We start from the raw sequence: 12,225 nt of genomic DNA, 5'->3' as shown, positions 1-12,225 counted from the left end.
CGCATCGACCGCTACAACTCATTGTGTTCGCGAGAACCGGAACGGAAACTGTTTTTCCTTTGACCACTTTTGCTGATCTTGGCCTGAGCCAGAAAGTCCTGTCCGCCGTCACCGATTCGGGCTACACGATCCCGACCCCGATCCAGGCCGGCGCCATCCCGCCGGCGCTTGCGCGGCGCGACATTCTCGGCATTGCCCAGACAGGCACCGGCAAGACGGCCTCCTTCGTGCTGCCGATGCTGACGCTCCTCGAAAAGGGCCGTGCCCGCGCCCGCATGCCGCGCACGCTGATCCTCGAGCCGACACGCGAACTGGCGGCACAGGTTGCCGAGAACTTCGAAAAGTACGGCAAGAACCACAAGCTGAACGTGGCGCTTCTCATCGGCGGCGTCTCCTTCGATGAGCAGGACCGCAAGCTGGAGCGCGGCGCCGACGTGCTGATCTGCACACCCGGCCGTCTTCTCGACCATTGCGAACGCGGCAAGCTGTTGATGACCGGCGTCGAAATCCTCGTCATCGACGAGGCCGACCGCATGCTCGACATGGGCTTCATCCCTGATATCGAGCGCATCGCCAAGCTCATTCCGTTCACGCGCCAGACCCTGTTCTTCTCAGCCACCATGCCGCCGGAAATCCAGAAGCTGGCCGACCGCTTCCTGCAGAACCCCGAGCGCATCGAGGTGGCTCCGCCTTCCTCCACCGCCAAGACGGTGACGCAGCGCTTCGTCGCCACCCAAAGCAAGGATTACGAGAAGCGCGCCGTGCTGCGCGACCTCATCCGCGCCCAGGACGATCTCAAGAACGCGATCATCTTCTGCAACCGCAAGGTTGACGTCGCCGATCTCTTCCGCTCGCTCGATCGCCACGGCTTCTCCGTCGGCGCGCTGCATGGCGACATGGACCAGCGGTCCCGCACGACGATGCTGGCGAATTTCAAGGAAAACAAGCTCACGCTGCTCGTGGCCTCCGATGTCGCTGCCCGCGGCCTCGACATTCCCGATGTGAGCCACGTCTTCAACTTCGACGTCCCGATCCATGCCGAGGACTATGTCCACCGCATCGGCCGCACCGGCCGTGCCGGCCGCTCGGGCGCCGCCTTCACCCTCGTCTCCAAGCGCGACGGCAAGTTCGTCGACGCTATCGAAAAGCTGATCGATCAGAAGATCGAATGGCTGAACGGCTCGCTCGACGACCTGCCGCAGCAGGCCGAAAGCGAAGAGCGCGAACGCCCCCGCAACGGCCGCGATCGCGGCGGACGTGACCGCTCGCGTGGCCGTGGCAAGAGTGAAGCCCGTGCCCCGGAGCCCCGGGTCGAGGCAGTCGAGACCGAAGAAAAGGTGGACGTCGTGAAAGCTGAACGCAAGGCGGACGTACGGCCGCAGAATCCCGCACGCAATCCCCGCGCCGCAAACCATGCCGCGCCCCGCCCGGCCAACGATGACAGCCGTGACCGCCGCAACCGGTACCGCCGCGACGACGATGACGGCCCGACGCCGCTCGGCTTCGGCGACGAGGTGCCGGCGTTCATGCTGATTGCCGGCAAGGCCTGATCGAGCTGGTTTTGCGCAGACCCGCGCCAAACCATACTTGCTGGGATTCCTGAATGCCAATTCCTGGAATAGACGTGCCGGGCCTCGGTTGCGGCCTGGCTCTTTTGCGTGATGGAAAGCTGCTGCTCTATCGCCGCGCCAAAGCGCCGGAAGCAGGCTGCTGGAGCATCGTGGGCGGCAAGGTCGACCACATGGAGCACGCCATCGACGCCGCCCGCCGCGAGGCGGAGGAAGAGTCCGGCATCACCACGGACACCATCGACTTTCTCTGCATTTCCGAGCAGATCATCGCGCAGGAGCGCCAGCACTGGCTGTCGCTCATCTATGTGACCGATGATTTTTCCGGTGAGCCGCGCGTCATGGAGCCGGAAAAGCTGCCGGAATTCGGCTGGTTCGCGCTCGATGCGCTTCCGAGCCCGCTCTCGCGCTTTGCCGCGGATGCGGTTGAAGCGCTCATCCGCCGTCAGGCGGCGCGCAACGCAGCCTCATAGGCTCGCCGCACCCATATCGCCATCTCGTCGGGGTCGTCGAAGGCCGCCTCCGGCACCGACCAGTAAGGCATCTTCACCGGCGTGCCCTTCTTTCCTTCATACGTCCATTGCCGGCACCCGGCCGCCTCGAAATCGGGCGCGCTCACCGAATCGGCCTTGAGCAGGATCTCGTCGCGGAAATCGAGCGCCAGGATGCGGCCTTGATGGTAGATTCCCTTGCCGCCGAACATGCGCCGGATCGTCACCGGCCCGAGCACCTGGAACATTTCTTCAATCCCGTCGCGATCCAAGCTCCGCTCCTTTTTTCCCGTCCAGCACGCCCTACAGCGTGTGATAGCCCCGGTCCTTGTATATGAGCGCCGGGCGGTGTTCGCCGAAGGAGACGCCCATCACCTCGCCGATCAGCACCATATGGGTGGCCATTACCTGGAGTTCGACGAGCCGGCAATCGAACGCGGCCAGAGCATTCCTCAGCACCGGAGCCCCTGTTGCCAGCTCCTGCCAGTCGCCGAGAGCAAAACGCTGCTCCGACGTCATCAAGGGGTCTCGGCCCGAAAACGCGTTGGCGAGATCGATCTGGTCCGCCGACAACGCATTCAATGCAAAATGGCCGCTCTTTTCGAAGATCGCGTTCTTGGGGTTGGCAGCATTGACGCAGGCAAGCACCATGGCCGGGCTATCGGAAACCGAGCAGGCAGCGGTGATCGTAACACCGCGTTTCTCACCGTCATGCGCCGTCGTGACGATCTGAACATGGCCGGCATAACGGCTCATGGCATCGCGATATAGCGATGGATCCAGCATCGATCTGTCCAACACGGCATTCTCCTATGACACTGGAGATACATGGCGAAAATGAACGCAAATGTAACCCCCAAATGCCGAATTTTCCTGTCTCTTTCAGGACAAAGGCCAGGCTCGGGACTTTTCCCTTTGACGCCCGAAGCCCGATCCTTACAAAGGAAGCGATCGCGATCCATGGGTTGAAGATGAAGAGCGCCGTCCTTGCCAGCCTGTTTGCCGCCATCGGGGCCGTCCCCTCGCCTGCCCTTGCGGCCGGCCTGACTTTCGCCGTCGTGGCCCCGACGGAAGGACCGCTCGCCATTCTCGGCCAGCAGGTGCGCGATGGCGCGCGCTTTGCCGCCGCAGCCAATGGCGACACGGTGGTCGAGATTGCAGAGGCCTGCGACGAGACCGATGGCGAAGGCATCGCCGGGCAGATCATAGCCGCGGATGCGCGCTCCGCCATCGGGTTCCTCTGCACCGAGGGACTGGCCGCCGCCCTGCCGGCCCTTGCCGAAGCGAAGATCCCGTCCGTGACGCTCTCCGTGCGCTCCGGGATTCTGATGGAAGACGCGCTGAAGAAGGAATGGCCGCTGTTCCGGCTGGCACCCGGCCCGAAGGCGGAAGCGGACAAAGCGGTCGAGGTCATCACGCGCGACTGGAAATCGGAACCCTTCGCGCTCATCGACGACGGCACGATCCATGCGCGCGAACTGGTGGAGGCCGTGCGTCTCCAACTTGAGGAAGTCGGTATGAAGGCCGCCTTCGTCGACACGTTCCGCCCCGCCCAGGAACAGCAGCTGACCCTGGTTCGACGCCTTGCCAAGACCGGCGTCACCCGTGTCTTCGTCGGCGGCGACCGCACCGATATCGCCGTGATCGCACGCGACGCGAAGGCGGAGAAGGTCTCGCTCGCCCTGCTGGGCGGCGAAGCGCTCCTGGGCGCCGACCCGACCGTGCCGATGACGGACGGTGTGCAGGCGATCGCCCTGCCCGATTATCAGACCCTGCCGGATGGCAGCGCCGTGGCTGCAGCCATGCAGGCCAAGGGCATCGTGGCGGAAGGCTATGTGCTGCCGGCCCATGCCGCCGTGACCGCGGTGGCCGCTGCCGCGGCCGCAGGCGGCGACCTTATCGAAAAACTCTCCACCGGCACTTTCGCGACAGCGGTCGGCCCTGTCGCCTTTGGCAGCGACCATGAATTGCAGGACAATCCCTATCGACTGCTGGTGTGGCGCGGCGGCACCTTCATGCCGGCCGACACCGCACAGGAAGGCGAATAGATGCGCCCCGGCCTCAAGAACCGCATGACGGACGTGGCGGGCCTCACGGTTGGACATGCGACGGACCATGTCCTGCGCTCGGGCGTGACGGTCGTGCTGTGCGAGGAACCGACAATCGCTGCCGTCCAGGTGCTGGGCGGCGCGCCGGGCACGCGCGAAACGGACCTGCTTGAGCCGCACAACACGGTACAGACCGTCGATGCGGTAGTGCTTTCGGGCGGCTCGGCCTTCGGACTCGATGCCGCGTCCGGGGTACAGGCCGGACTGCGCGAGGCCGGACGCGGCTTTGCCGTCGGTCCGCACCGCATTCCCATCGTGCCGGCCGCCATATTGTTCGATCTCATGAACGGCGGCAACAAGGACTGGGGCCGCTACCCGCCCTATCGCGAGCTGGGTTATGCAGCGCTTGCGGCTGCGGCAGAAGATTTCGAGACGGGCAGCGTGGGAGCGGGAACGGGCGCGCTCACCGCGACCTTCAAGGGCGGACTCGGCTCCGCATCCAGCGTGCTCGATTCGGGGTTCACGGTCGGGGCGCTCGTCGCGGTGAATGCGCTCGGTTCGGCGACGGTCGGCGATAGCAGGCATTTCTGGGCGGCCCCGTTCGAGGAGGACGGCGAATTCGGTGGTCTCGGCCTGCCCGCTCCCTTGCCCTCGCAAGCACGGCTGCCGCGCACGAAAATGTCGCACCGCCCGACCGGCACGGAAAACACGACCATCGCCGTCATCGCCACCGACGCCGTCCTGACCAAGGCAGAGGCAAAGCGCCTTGCGATTGCCGCCCATGACGGCTTTGCCCGCGCACTGTGGCCTGCGCATACGCCTTACGACGGCGACCTCGTCTTCGCGCTTGCCACCGGCCGCAGCGGGCGCACGCCGGCACCGGAGGATTTCATCGAACTGGGCGCGGCCGCCGCGTCCACCATGGCACGCGCCATCGCGCGCGGCGTGAATGACGCCACGCCAATGGCGGGCGACATCATGCCGAGCTGGGCGACGGGCTAATTCGCCCGTTGTTCCCCCCTGCCGGGAATGATATGGCCACGCCGATATCCTGCCCCATCCTGTTCCGAGGAGCCTAACATGACCCTTCCCATCCGGATCGCGCCCTCCATTCTCGCCGCCGACTACGCCAAGCTCGGCGAGGAAGTGCGCGACGTCGTCGCCGCCGGCGCCGACTGGGTCCATCTCGACATCATGGATGGTCATTTCGTACCAAACATCTCTTTTGGCCCCGATGTCATCAAGGCGCTGCGTCCGCACACCGACGCATTCTTCGACTGCCACCTGATGATTTCACCGGCCGACCCGTATCTGGAGGCCTTCGCCAAGGCAGGCTGCGACAGCATCACCGTGCATGCCGAGGCCGGCCCGCATCTCGACCGCTCGCTGCAGGCGATCCGCGCGCTTGGCAAGCGCGCCGGCGTATCGATCAACCCGGCCACCTCCGAAAGCGTGCTCGACTACCTCCTGGACAAGATCGACCTCATCCTCGTCATGACGGTCAATCCCGGCTTCGGCGGCCAGAAGTTCATTCCGGCGATGCAGGAAAAGCTGCGCCGCGTGCGCAAAATGGTTGGCGAGCGGCCGATCGACATCCAGGTGGATGGCGGCATCGCCATCGACACCATCGCCATGCCCGCCGCGGCCGGCGCGAACGTCTTCGTTGCGGGCTCGGCCATCTTCGGCGGCGGCAACATTGACGCCTATCGCAAAACCATCGACACTCTGCGCGCCAATGCGGAGGGAGCCCGCGCTTGAGGATATTGCGGAACGCGGTGACGGCGCTTGCCGCCTGTCTTATGACGGCGACAGGCGCCACGGCCGGGGATTTCTCTACCTTCCAGTCCATCGGCTTCTCGCCCGACGGCAAGGTTTATGCCTTCGAGGAGTTCGGCGTTCAGGACGGCTCCGGCTTTCCCTATTCCACCATCTATTTCATCGACACGGAAAAGGACGCCTATCTGCCCGGCACGCCGGTGCGCGTGCGCATCGATGACGAACAGGCAGGACTTTCCAAGGCGCGAGCGGATGCGATGGCCAAGGCCGCGCCGATGATCGAAAAGAACAGGCTTCTCAACAATCCGGGCATCCTCGCCGCGTTCAATCCGATGGGCCAGCTCGGCGTAGACCGCAACCGCATCGATTATTACCCCTTCGCCATCGAGCCCATGCCGGGCGGAAGCTATGCGCTGGCGCTCGACGAGATCGCGCTGCCGCTGCCGGAAAAATGCCGGGCCATCACACCCTATGGCGGCAAGGGCTTCCGCCTGCGCCTCGTGCAGGATGATGGAAAGCCGGTGGACCGCATGGTCTATGAGGACAGAGAGGTTCCCGACAGCCGCAACTGCCCGCTCACCTATCAGCTTTCCGGGGCGCTCACCTTCCCCGTGCAGAATGGTGCGCGGGTTCATGTGGCGCTTGTGCTGGTCCGCAGCGTCGGTTTCGAGGGCGACAATGGCCGGTGGATCGCCGTGCCGTTCCGGCCCTGACATGAAGCAGGCGGCATCCGTGACGGGTTGGAACGATACAGGGCCCGACCATCCATTGCCGCCAGTTTTTCCATCGCTGGCACTCTGTCTTGGTGGCGCGCTCTGCTGGGGCGTCACGATGGCGTTGTGTGCCTATATCTCGCTGCTCACGCATGACCGGCTGCCGTCCTTTCACCTTCGGCAGCTTCTCTTGATCTATTTCGCCGGTGGCACCGTCGCCTGGCCGATCCTGCTTCCGATGGCACGCTTCCTGTCGCGCCGGCGCGGGATCGAGGCCCGCTTCGCAGCCCATTTCGCGCTGCTGAGCGTGGGAACCGTCGCAATCACGGCGCTCGCCTTCGCTCTGGATTACCGCCTGTTCTATGCCCAGTGGCACGAACCCTTCGGGACTGTCGTCTGGGCTTTCCAGTTCGCTTTCACCACGGCGGGCGCGGTCTACCAGTTCCTCGTCATGGGTCTCGGGCTTTATCTTCCGGTCGGCCTGCCGGTTCTTGCCGGTGCCAGCCTGTGGCTTGCCCGGTCCATGTCGCCCTCCATGCGTTGAGCTTGCCGCCCATCTTTGCTAAAGCGGCGGCAATTCCCACCTTCCCAAGGAAAGTCTAGAGCCGATGATCCCTCGCTATTCCCGACCGGACATGGTCGCCATCTGGTCGCCCGAAACGAAGTTCCGCATCTGGTTCGAGATCGAAGCCCATGCCTGCGATGCGCTGGCAGAACTCGGCGTCATCCCGAAATCGGCTGCCGAAACGATCTGGGAGAAGGGTGGCAAGGCCGAATTCGACGTCGCCCGCATCGACGAGATCGAGGCCGTCACCAAGCATGACGTCATCGCCTTCCTCACGCACCTTGCCGAATTCGTCGGTCCCGACAGCCGCTTCGTGCATCAGGGCATGACGTCCTCGGACGTGCTGGACACCACCTTCAACATCCAGCTCGTGCGCGCTGCCGATATCCTTCTGGCCGGCATGGACCGCGTTCTCGCGGCGCTGAAGGCCCGCGCCTTCGAGCACAAGGACACGATCCGCATCGGCCGCAGCCACGGCATCCACGCCGAGCCGACCACGATGGGCCTGACGCTCGCCCGCTTCTATGCCGAAATGGACCGCAACCGCGCCCGTCTCGTAGCGGCCCGCGCGGAAATCGCGACCGGCGCGATCTCCGGCGCCGTCGGCACCTTCGCCAATATCGACCCGCGCGTCGAGGAACATGTCTGCGCCAAGCTCGGCCTGGTGCCGGAGCCGGTCTCCACGCAGGTCATCCCGCGCGACCGCCATGCCATGTTCTTCGCTACGCTGGGCGTCATCGCCTCCTCCATCGAGAACGTCGCGATTGAAATCCGCCACATGCAACGCACGGAAGTCCTGGAAGCCGAAGAGTTCTTCTCGCCCGGCCAGAAGGGTTCCTCCGCCATGCCGCACAAGCGCAACCCGGTCCTGACGGAAAACCTGACGGGTCTCGCCCGCCTCGTGCGCATGGCCGTGACGCCCGCCATGGAGAACGTGGCGCTGTGGCATGAGCGCGACATCTCGCATTCCAGTGTCGAACGCGGCATCGGCCCGGACACGACCATCACCCTCGACTTCGCTCTGAACCGTCTGGCGGGCGTCATTGAGAAGCTGGTGATCTATCCGGACAACATGCTCAAGAATCTCAATAAGTTCCGCGGCCTTGTTCATTCGCAGCGCGTCCTGCTTGCCCTTACGCAAGCCGGAACCTCGCGCGAGGATGCCTATCGCCTCGTGCAGCGCAACGCCATGAAGGTCTGGGAACAGGGCAAGGACTTTCTCGAGGAGCTTCTGGCCGACGCGGAAGTGCGCGCAGCACTTTCCGAGGAGGACATCCGCGAGAAGTTCGACCTCGGCTATCACACCAAGCACGTCGATACGATCTTCCGTCGCGTTTTCGGCGCGGTCTGATCGATCCCGACAGATATGAAAAGGCGATGGCGCCGCACGTGCCATCGCCGCCCCCTTGAATTTCGCACGCACCGACAGCACATCCGCGCCCATGAAAGTTTCGGAAGCAGAAATACTCATCGTCCCCGGCTATACCAATTCGGGCCCCGACCACTGGCAGAGCCGCTGGGAGAACAAGCTCTCGACGGCGCGCCGTGTCGAACAGGCGGAGTGGGCAAAGCCGGTGCGCGAGGACTGGGTTCAGCGTGTGGTGGAAGAAGTTGCCGTGGCAACCAAACCCGTCGTGCTCGTTGGTCACTCGCTCGGCGTGACGGCAGCCGTCCATGCCGCGCCGCATTTCAAGAACAAGGTCGCTGGCGCGTTCTTTGTCGCACCGCCGGATGTCGCCAATCCCGATATCCGCCCCAAGCACTTCATGACGTTCGGGCCCTACCCGCGCGATCCGCTGCCATTTCCCTCCATCGTCGTGGCAAGCCGCAACGATCCCTTCGGCACCTATGAACACGCCGACGACATCGCCGCCGCCTGGGGATCCCTAGTCCTCGATGCCGGCGAAGCGGGACACATCAACGCACAGTCCGGCCACGGTCCCTGGCCGGAGGGAACGATGGTCTTCGCGCAGTTCCTGAGCAAGCTGAAAGCTTAGCAAGCCCTCATTAAGAGGAAATTCATAGAAATCCGCCAAGCTTGCGCCCTTGAGTTGAAAACAGGCGCATTTTATGGCCAAACCATCCGGTTCGCCCCACGAGGCCGTGCGAAAAACGGATCACATTCCGTTTTATCGCCGGCTTTTCGCGCGTTCCAGTTTCGCATTTGCCGCGCTCGACACAGAGCGGCGTGTCATCGACGCCAATGACGCTCTGCTGCGTGCCTTCGGTATATCGTCCATTGAAGAACTGCCGGCCTTCGATGTCTGCATCTCCCCAGCCCACCGCGCCATCCTGCCCTTCGCCACACGCCAGGAACTGACCGAGCAGGCACCGTGGGAAATCCGCCTGCAACGCCCTGGCGGCGATGAGTTCTGGGTACTTGCCTCCTTCATCGAGCCGCCCGCCCTTCCCGAAGACGATCTTGCGCCTGACATGATCGTGCAGTTCCTCGATGTGGATGAGCGCAAGCGCAATGCGCTGGAGCTCGCCGAGCGCGAGAGCCGCTGGAACCACGCGCTCGAATCCGCCGGCCAGGGCGTTTGGGATCACGATTTTGCGCGCGACCAGCGCTTCTACTCCCGACAATGGTGCACGATACGCGGCCGGCAGCCGCACGAGACCTACGATTCCGCGCTCGACGAATGGATCGGCAACGTGCATCCCGACGATCGAGAGCATGTGCTTGCGGCCATCGCCCGACAGGAAAGCGGCGAGGCGTCATTCAGCGTCTTCTGCTACCGCGAACGGCACAAACATGGTCACTGGGTCTGGATAGAAAGCCGCGGTGCCGTGGTGGAATATGGACCGGACGGCAAGCCGAGCCGCATCGCCGGCACCGACACCGACATCACCGATCGCAAGGAAGCAGAAGAGCGGCTGTCGCAAATGTCGCGCCGCCTGGAATTGGCACTCGACGTCTCGCGCGTTGGCGTGTTCGAGGTCAATCTCAGGAGCAATGAGGTGAACTGGGACGACCGCATGATCGAGATGTACGATCTGCGGGAGAAACCGGATATCGGCAGCTGGGAGCGATCACTGCATCCGGACGACAGGCATCTGGCGGAAAAGAAGGTCGCTGACGGGCTAGCGAACAATGCGGATTTCGCCAATGCATTCCGCATCATCAGGGGCGACGGGGAGATCCGGCATCTGCGCGGCCGCGCCGCCCCTTACACGGACATGGCCGGCGTGCCGCGGCTCATCGGCGCGAACTGGGATGTGACCGAGGATGTCCAGCTTCAGGAGGAACTGAAACACGCGAAAGACCTTGCGGAGGCGCGCAACGAGGCGCTGGAGGTCGCACGCGCACGTATAGAATACACGTCCCTGCATGACCACCTGACGGGACTGCCGAACCGGCGGTATCTCGATAGGGAGATTGAGGAGGCGGCCCGTCGCGCGGAACAGAACGGCAGTCGTCTGGCTGTCCTTCACATCGATCTGGACCGCTTCAAGGAGATCAATGACACGCTCGGCCACGACGCCGGCGACAGGATGCTGGTTCACGCCGCCAGCGTACTGGCCGAGCTCAAATCCGCCACGGACTTCGTCGCCCGCATCGGCGGGGACGAATTCGTCTTCCTTTCGGCGGGGCCGGCCGGACGCAACCTCGCGTCACTCGCCGAGGCGATCGTCACGGCCATGCGCAAGCCCGTCACCTTCAACGGGCATATCTGCCGGTTCGGCGCCAGTGTGGGCATTGCAAGCCAATCGGGCACGGCGATCGATGCGCGCCAATTGCTTATCAATGCCGACCTCGCGCTCTACCGGGCGAAGAACCGCGGCAGAAGCCGGCACGAATTCTTCACCAGCGATTTTCAGGCGCAGATCATCACCAACAAGCAGACGGCCGACGACATTCTCTCGAGTGTCGAACAGGGTCGCTTCCTGCCCTATTACCAGCCGAAATTCTGCGCCCGCACGCTCGACATTGTCGGCGTGGAAACGCTGGCGCGCTGGAACCACCCGACGCGTGGTATCCTGGCCCCGGACACCTTCCTGAAGATCGCGGAAGATCTGGACTGCGTGGCGATGATCGATCGTATCGTACTGGAAAAGTCCCTTGCCGACTTCGCGGAATGGCGGCGGCTCGGCATCAGTATCGACCAGATCTCGGTCAATGTGTCGTCCAAGCGTCTGCACGATCCCGAGCTCGGAAGGTCGCTTCGCACGCTGGATATTGCGCCGAAATCGCTGTCCTTCGAGTTGCTTGAATCGATCTTCCTGGATGATTGCGACCATGTCGTTCTGGAAAATCTCGCGGAAATCCGCAATCTCGGCATCGATATCGAAATCGACGATTTCGGCACGGGCCATGCCTCCATCGTCAGCCTGATGAAGCTGAGGCCGCGCCGTCTCAAGATCGACCGGCAGCTCGTCAAACCCGTCAGCCGATCGCCCGCGCAGCGCAAGCTTGTTGGCACGATCATCGAGATCGGCCGCTCGCTGGATATCGAGGTGATTGCGGAGGGTGTCGAAACACCTGCCCATGTCGCCATCATGCGCGATCTCGGCTGCGACAGTCTGCAAGGTTATGCGCTGGCGCGCCCCATGCCGGCTGAAGCGATCCCCGACTTCGTCCAGCAGCAGGAATGGCGCAAGGTGCCGGGCGGCATCCGCGACCCTCAGGACAGCAACCGTCGCACGACCATCAGCTAGGCCACAAAAAAGCCGCCGGGCGAAAGGCACGACGGCTTTCGAATACTCTTTGCAGTGTGTGTCGCTCAGCCGGCTTCGATCTGAGACACGGCGACGGCGAGAAGCTCGACCATCTGAAGGCGGATGTCGTCTTCGGTGCGAGCAACGCCGGCGGCGTCGAAATCGGCCTTTACCTTGCGCACGACATCCTCGTGGCCGGCTTCTTCGAAGTCCGCAGCCACCACTTCCTTGGCATAGGCGTCGGCCGCCTCGCCGCTCTTGCCCAGCAGGCCGGCAGCCCAGAGGCCGAGCAGCTTGTTGCGGCGTGCTTCCGCCTTGAAGCGAAGCTCCTCATCCAGCGCAAACTTGGCTTCGAAGGCCTTTTCCCGATCGTTGATGCTGGCCATAGATTACTCCCGTCGATTC

General features: G+C 63.6%; 13 protein-coding genes. 10 read left to right on the top strand and 3 right to left on the bottom strand.

Features of this window, described 5'->3' with window-relative positions; genetic code table 11:
* Positions 1-59 precede the first annotated feature (59 nt).
* Positions 60-1,550, top strand: coding sequence for a DEAD/DEAH box helicase (locus tag MNR02_RS07870; RefSeq protein WP_241948721.1), 1,491 nt, complete (start codon positions 60-62; stop codon positions 1,548-1,550).
* A gap of 53 nt (positions 1,551-1,603) precedes the next feature.
* On the top strand, positions 1,604-2,041 hold the full coding sequence (locus MNR02_RS07865; protein WP_241948720.1) for an NUDIX domain-containing protein: 438 nt from the start codon (positions 1,604-1,606) through the stop codon (positions 2,039-2,041).
* Here the strand turns inward: MNR02_RS07865 and MNR02_RS07860 are convergent.
* Together MNR02_RS07860 and MNR02_RS07855 are read right to left on the bottom strand one after the other, a co-directional pair.
* Complete coding sequence (locus tag MNR02_RS07860; protein WP_241948719.1) at positions 2,014-2,331, bottom strand: TfoX/Sxy family protein; 318 nt, start codon at positions 2,329-2,331, stop codon at positions 2,014-2,016. The genes MNR02_RS07865 and MNR02_RS07860 overlap by 28 nt on opposite strands.
* Before the next feature lie 31 nt (positions 2,332-2,362).
* Positions 2,363-2,845, bottom strand: a complete 483-nt coding sequence (locus MNR02_RS07855; RefSeq protein WP_241948842.1) for a flavin reductase family protein — start codon at positions 2,843-2,845, stop codon at positions 2,363-2,365.
* A 185-nt stretch (positions 2,846-3,030) separates the two neighbouring features.
* Here MNR02_RS07855 and MNR02_RS07850 point away from each other — a divergent pair, with 185 nt between their 5' ends.
* The 8 genes from MNR02_RS07850 (at position 3,031) to MNR02_RS07815 (ending at position 11,820) form a co-directional block, all read left to right on the top strand.
* Positions 3,031-4,107: an ABC transporter substrate-binding protein gene (locus tag MNR02_RS07850; RefSeq protein ID WP_241948718.1), complete on the top strand. Its 1,077-nt coding sequence runs from the start codon at positions 3,031-3,033 to the stop codon at positions 4,105-4,107.
* Positions 4,108-5,109: a P1 family peptidase gene (locus MNR02_RS07845; protein WP_241948717.1), complete on the top strand. Its 1,002-nt coding sequence runs from the start codon at positions 4,108-4,110 to the stop codon at positions 5,107-5,109.
* A gap of 78 nt (positions 5,110-5,187) precedes the next feature.
* The gene (rpe, locus tag MNR02_RS07840) at positions 5,188-5,865 is read left to right on the top strand and encodes a ribulose-phosphate 3-epimerase (protein WP_241948716.1); all 678 of its coding nucleotides are present in this window, start codon (positions 5,188-5,190) and stop codon (positions 5,863-5,865) included.
* On the top strand, positions 5,862-6,596 hold the full coding sequence (locus MNR02_RS07835; protein WP_241948715.1) for a DUF2259 domain-containing protein: 735 nt from the start codon (positions 5,862-5,864) through the stop codon (positions 6,594-6,596). The genes rpe and MNR02_RS07835 overlap by 4 nt, the downstream gene beginning before the upstream one ends.
* Before the next feature lie 118 nt (positions 6,597-6,714).
* Positions 6,715-7,140 (top strand): hypothetical protein, encoded by a 426-nt coding sequence (locus tag MNR02_RS07830; protein WP_371746740.1) that lies wholly within the window; start codon positions 6,715-6,717, stop codon positions 7,138-7,140.
* 64 nt (positions 7,141-7,204) lie between these two features.
* Positions 7,205-8,512 (top strand): adenylosuccinate lyase, encoded by a 1,308-nt coding sequence (purB, locus tag MNR02_RS07825; RefSeq protein WP_241948713.1) that lies wholly within the window; start codon positions 7,205-7,207, stop codon positions 8,510-8,512.
* A 91-nt stretch (positions 8,513-8,603) separates the two neighbouring features.
* Entirely contained in the window at positions 8,604-9,158 is a 555-nt protein-coding gene (locus MNR02_RS07820) for an alpha/beta hydrolase (protein ID WP_241948712.1), read from the top strand.
* A 73-nt stretch (positions 9,159-9,231) separates the two neighbouring features.
* Positions 9,232-11,820 (top strand): bifunctional diguanylate cyclase/phosphodiesterase, encoded by a 2,589-nt coding sequence (locus MNR02_RS07815; RefSeq protein ID WP_241948711.1) that lies wholly within the window; start codon positions 9,232-9,234, stop codon positions 11,818-11,820.
* Between the two features lie 65 nt (positions 11,821-11,885).
* On the opposite strand, the gene MNR02_RS07810 is transcribed toward MNR02_RS07815, so the two are convergent.
* Complete coding sequence (locus MNR02_RS07810) at positions 11,886-12,206, bottom strand: DUF1476 domain-containing protein (protein ID WP_241599071.1); 321 nt, start codon at positions 12,204-12,206, stop codon at positions 11,886-11,888.
* Between the last annotated feature and the right edge of the window lie 19 nt (positions 12,207-12,225).

The organism is Shinella sp. H4-D48 (assembly GCF_022637395.1).
GTDB lineage: Bacteria > Pseudomonadota > Alphaproteobacteria > Rhizobiales > Rhizobiaceae > Shinella > Shinella sedimenti.
The sequence above is the reverse complement of the archived record's forward strand: the minus strand, read 5'-3'. Positions and strand labels throughout refer to the sequence as shown.

Coding starts and splice junctions, on each gene's coding strand:
- MNR02_RS07865 (WP_241948720.1), top strand. CDS start 1,604: ATGCCAATTCCTGGAATAGACGTGCCGGGCCTCGGTTGCGGCCTGGCT.
- MNR02_RS07855 (WP_241948842.1), bottom strand. CDS start 2,845: ATGCTGGATCCATCGCTATATCGCGATGCCATGAGCCGTTATGCCGGC.
- MNR02_RS07850 (WP_241948718.1), top strand. CDS start 3,031: ATGAAGAGCGCCGTCCTTGCCAGCCTGTTTGCCGCCATCGGGGCCGTC.
- MNR02_RS07845 (WP_241948717.1), top strand. CDS start 4,108: ATGCGCCCCGGCCTCAAGAACCGCATGACGGACGTGGCGGGCCTCACG.
- rpe (WP_241948716.1), top strand. CDS start 5,188: ATGACCCTTCCCATCCGGATCGCGCCCTCCATTCTCGCCGCCGACTAC.
- MNR02_RS07830 (WP_371746740.1), top strand. CDS start 6,715: ATGGCGTTGTGTGCCTATATCTCGCTGCTCACGCATGACCGGCTGCCG.
- purB (WP_241948713.1), top strand. CDS start 7,205: ATGATCCCTCGCTATTCCCGACCGGACATGGTCGCCATCTGGTCGCCC.
- MNR02_RS07820 (WP_241948712.1), top strand. CDS start 8,604: ATGAAAGTTTCGGAAGCAGAAATACTCATCGTCCCCGGCTATACCAAT.
- MNR02_RS07815 (WP_241948711.1), top strand. CDS start 9,232: ATGGCCAAACCATCCGGTTCGCCCCACGAGGCCGTGCGAAAAACGGAT.
- MNR02_RS07810 (WP_241599071.1), bottom strand. CDS start 12,206: ATGGCCAGCATCAACGATCGGGAAAAGGCCTTCGAAGCCAAGTTTGCG.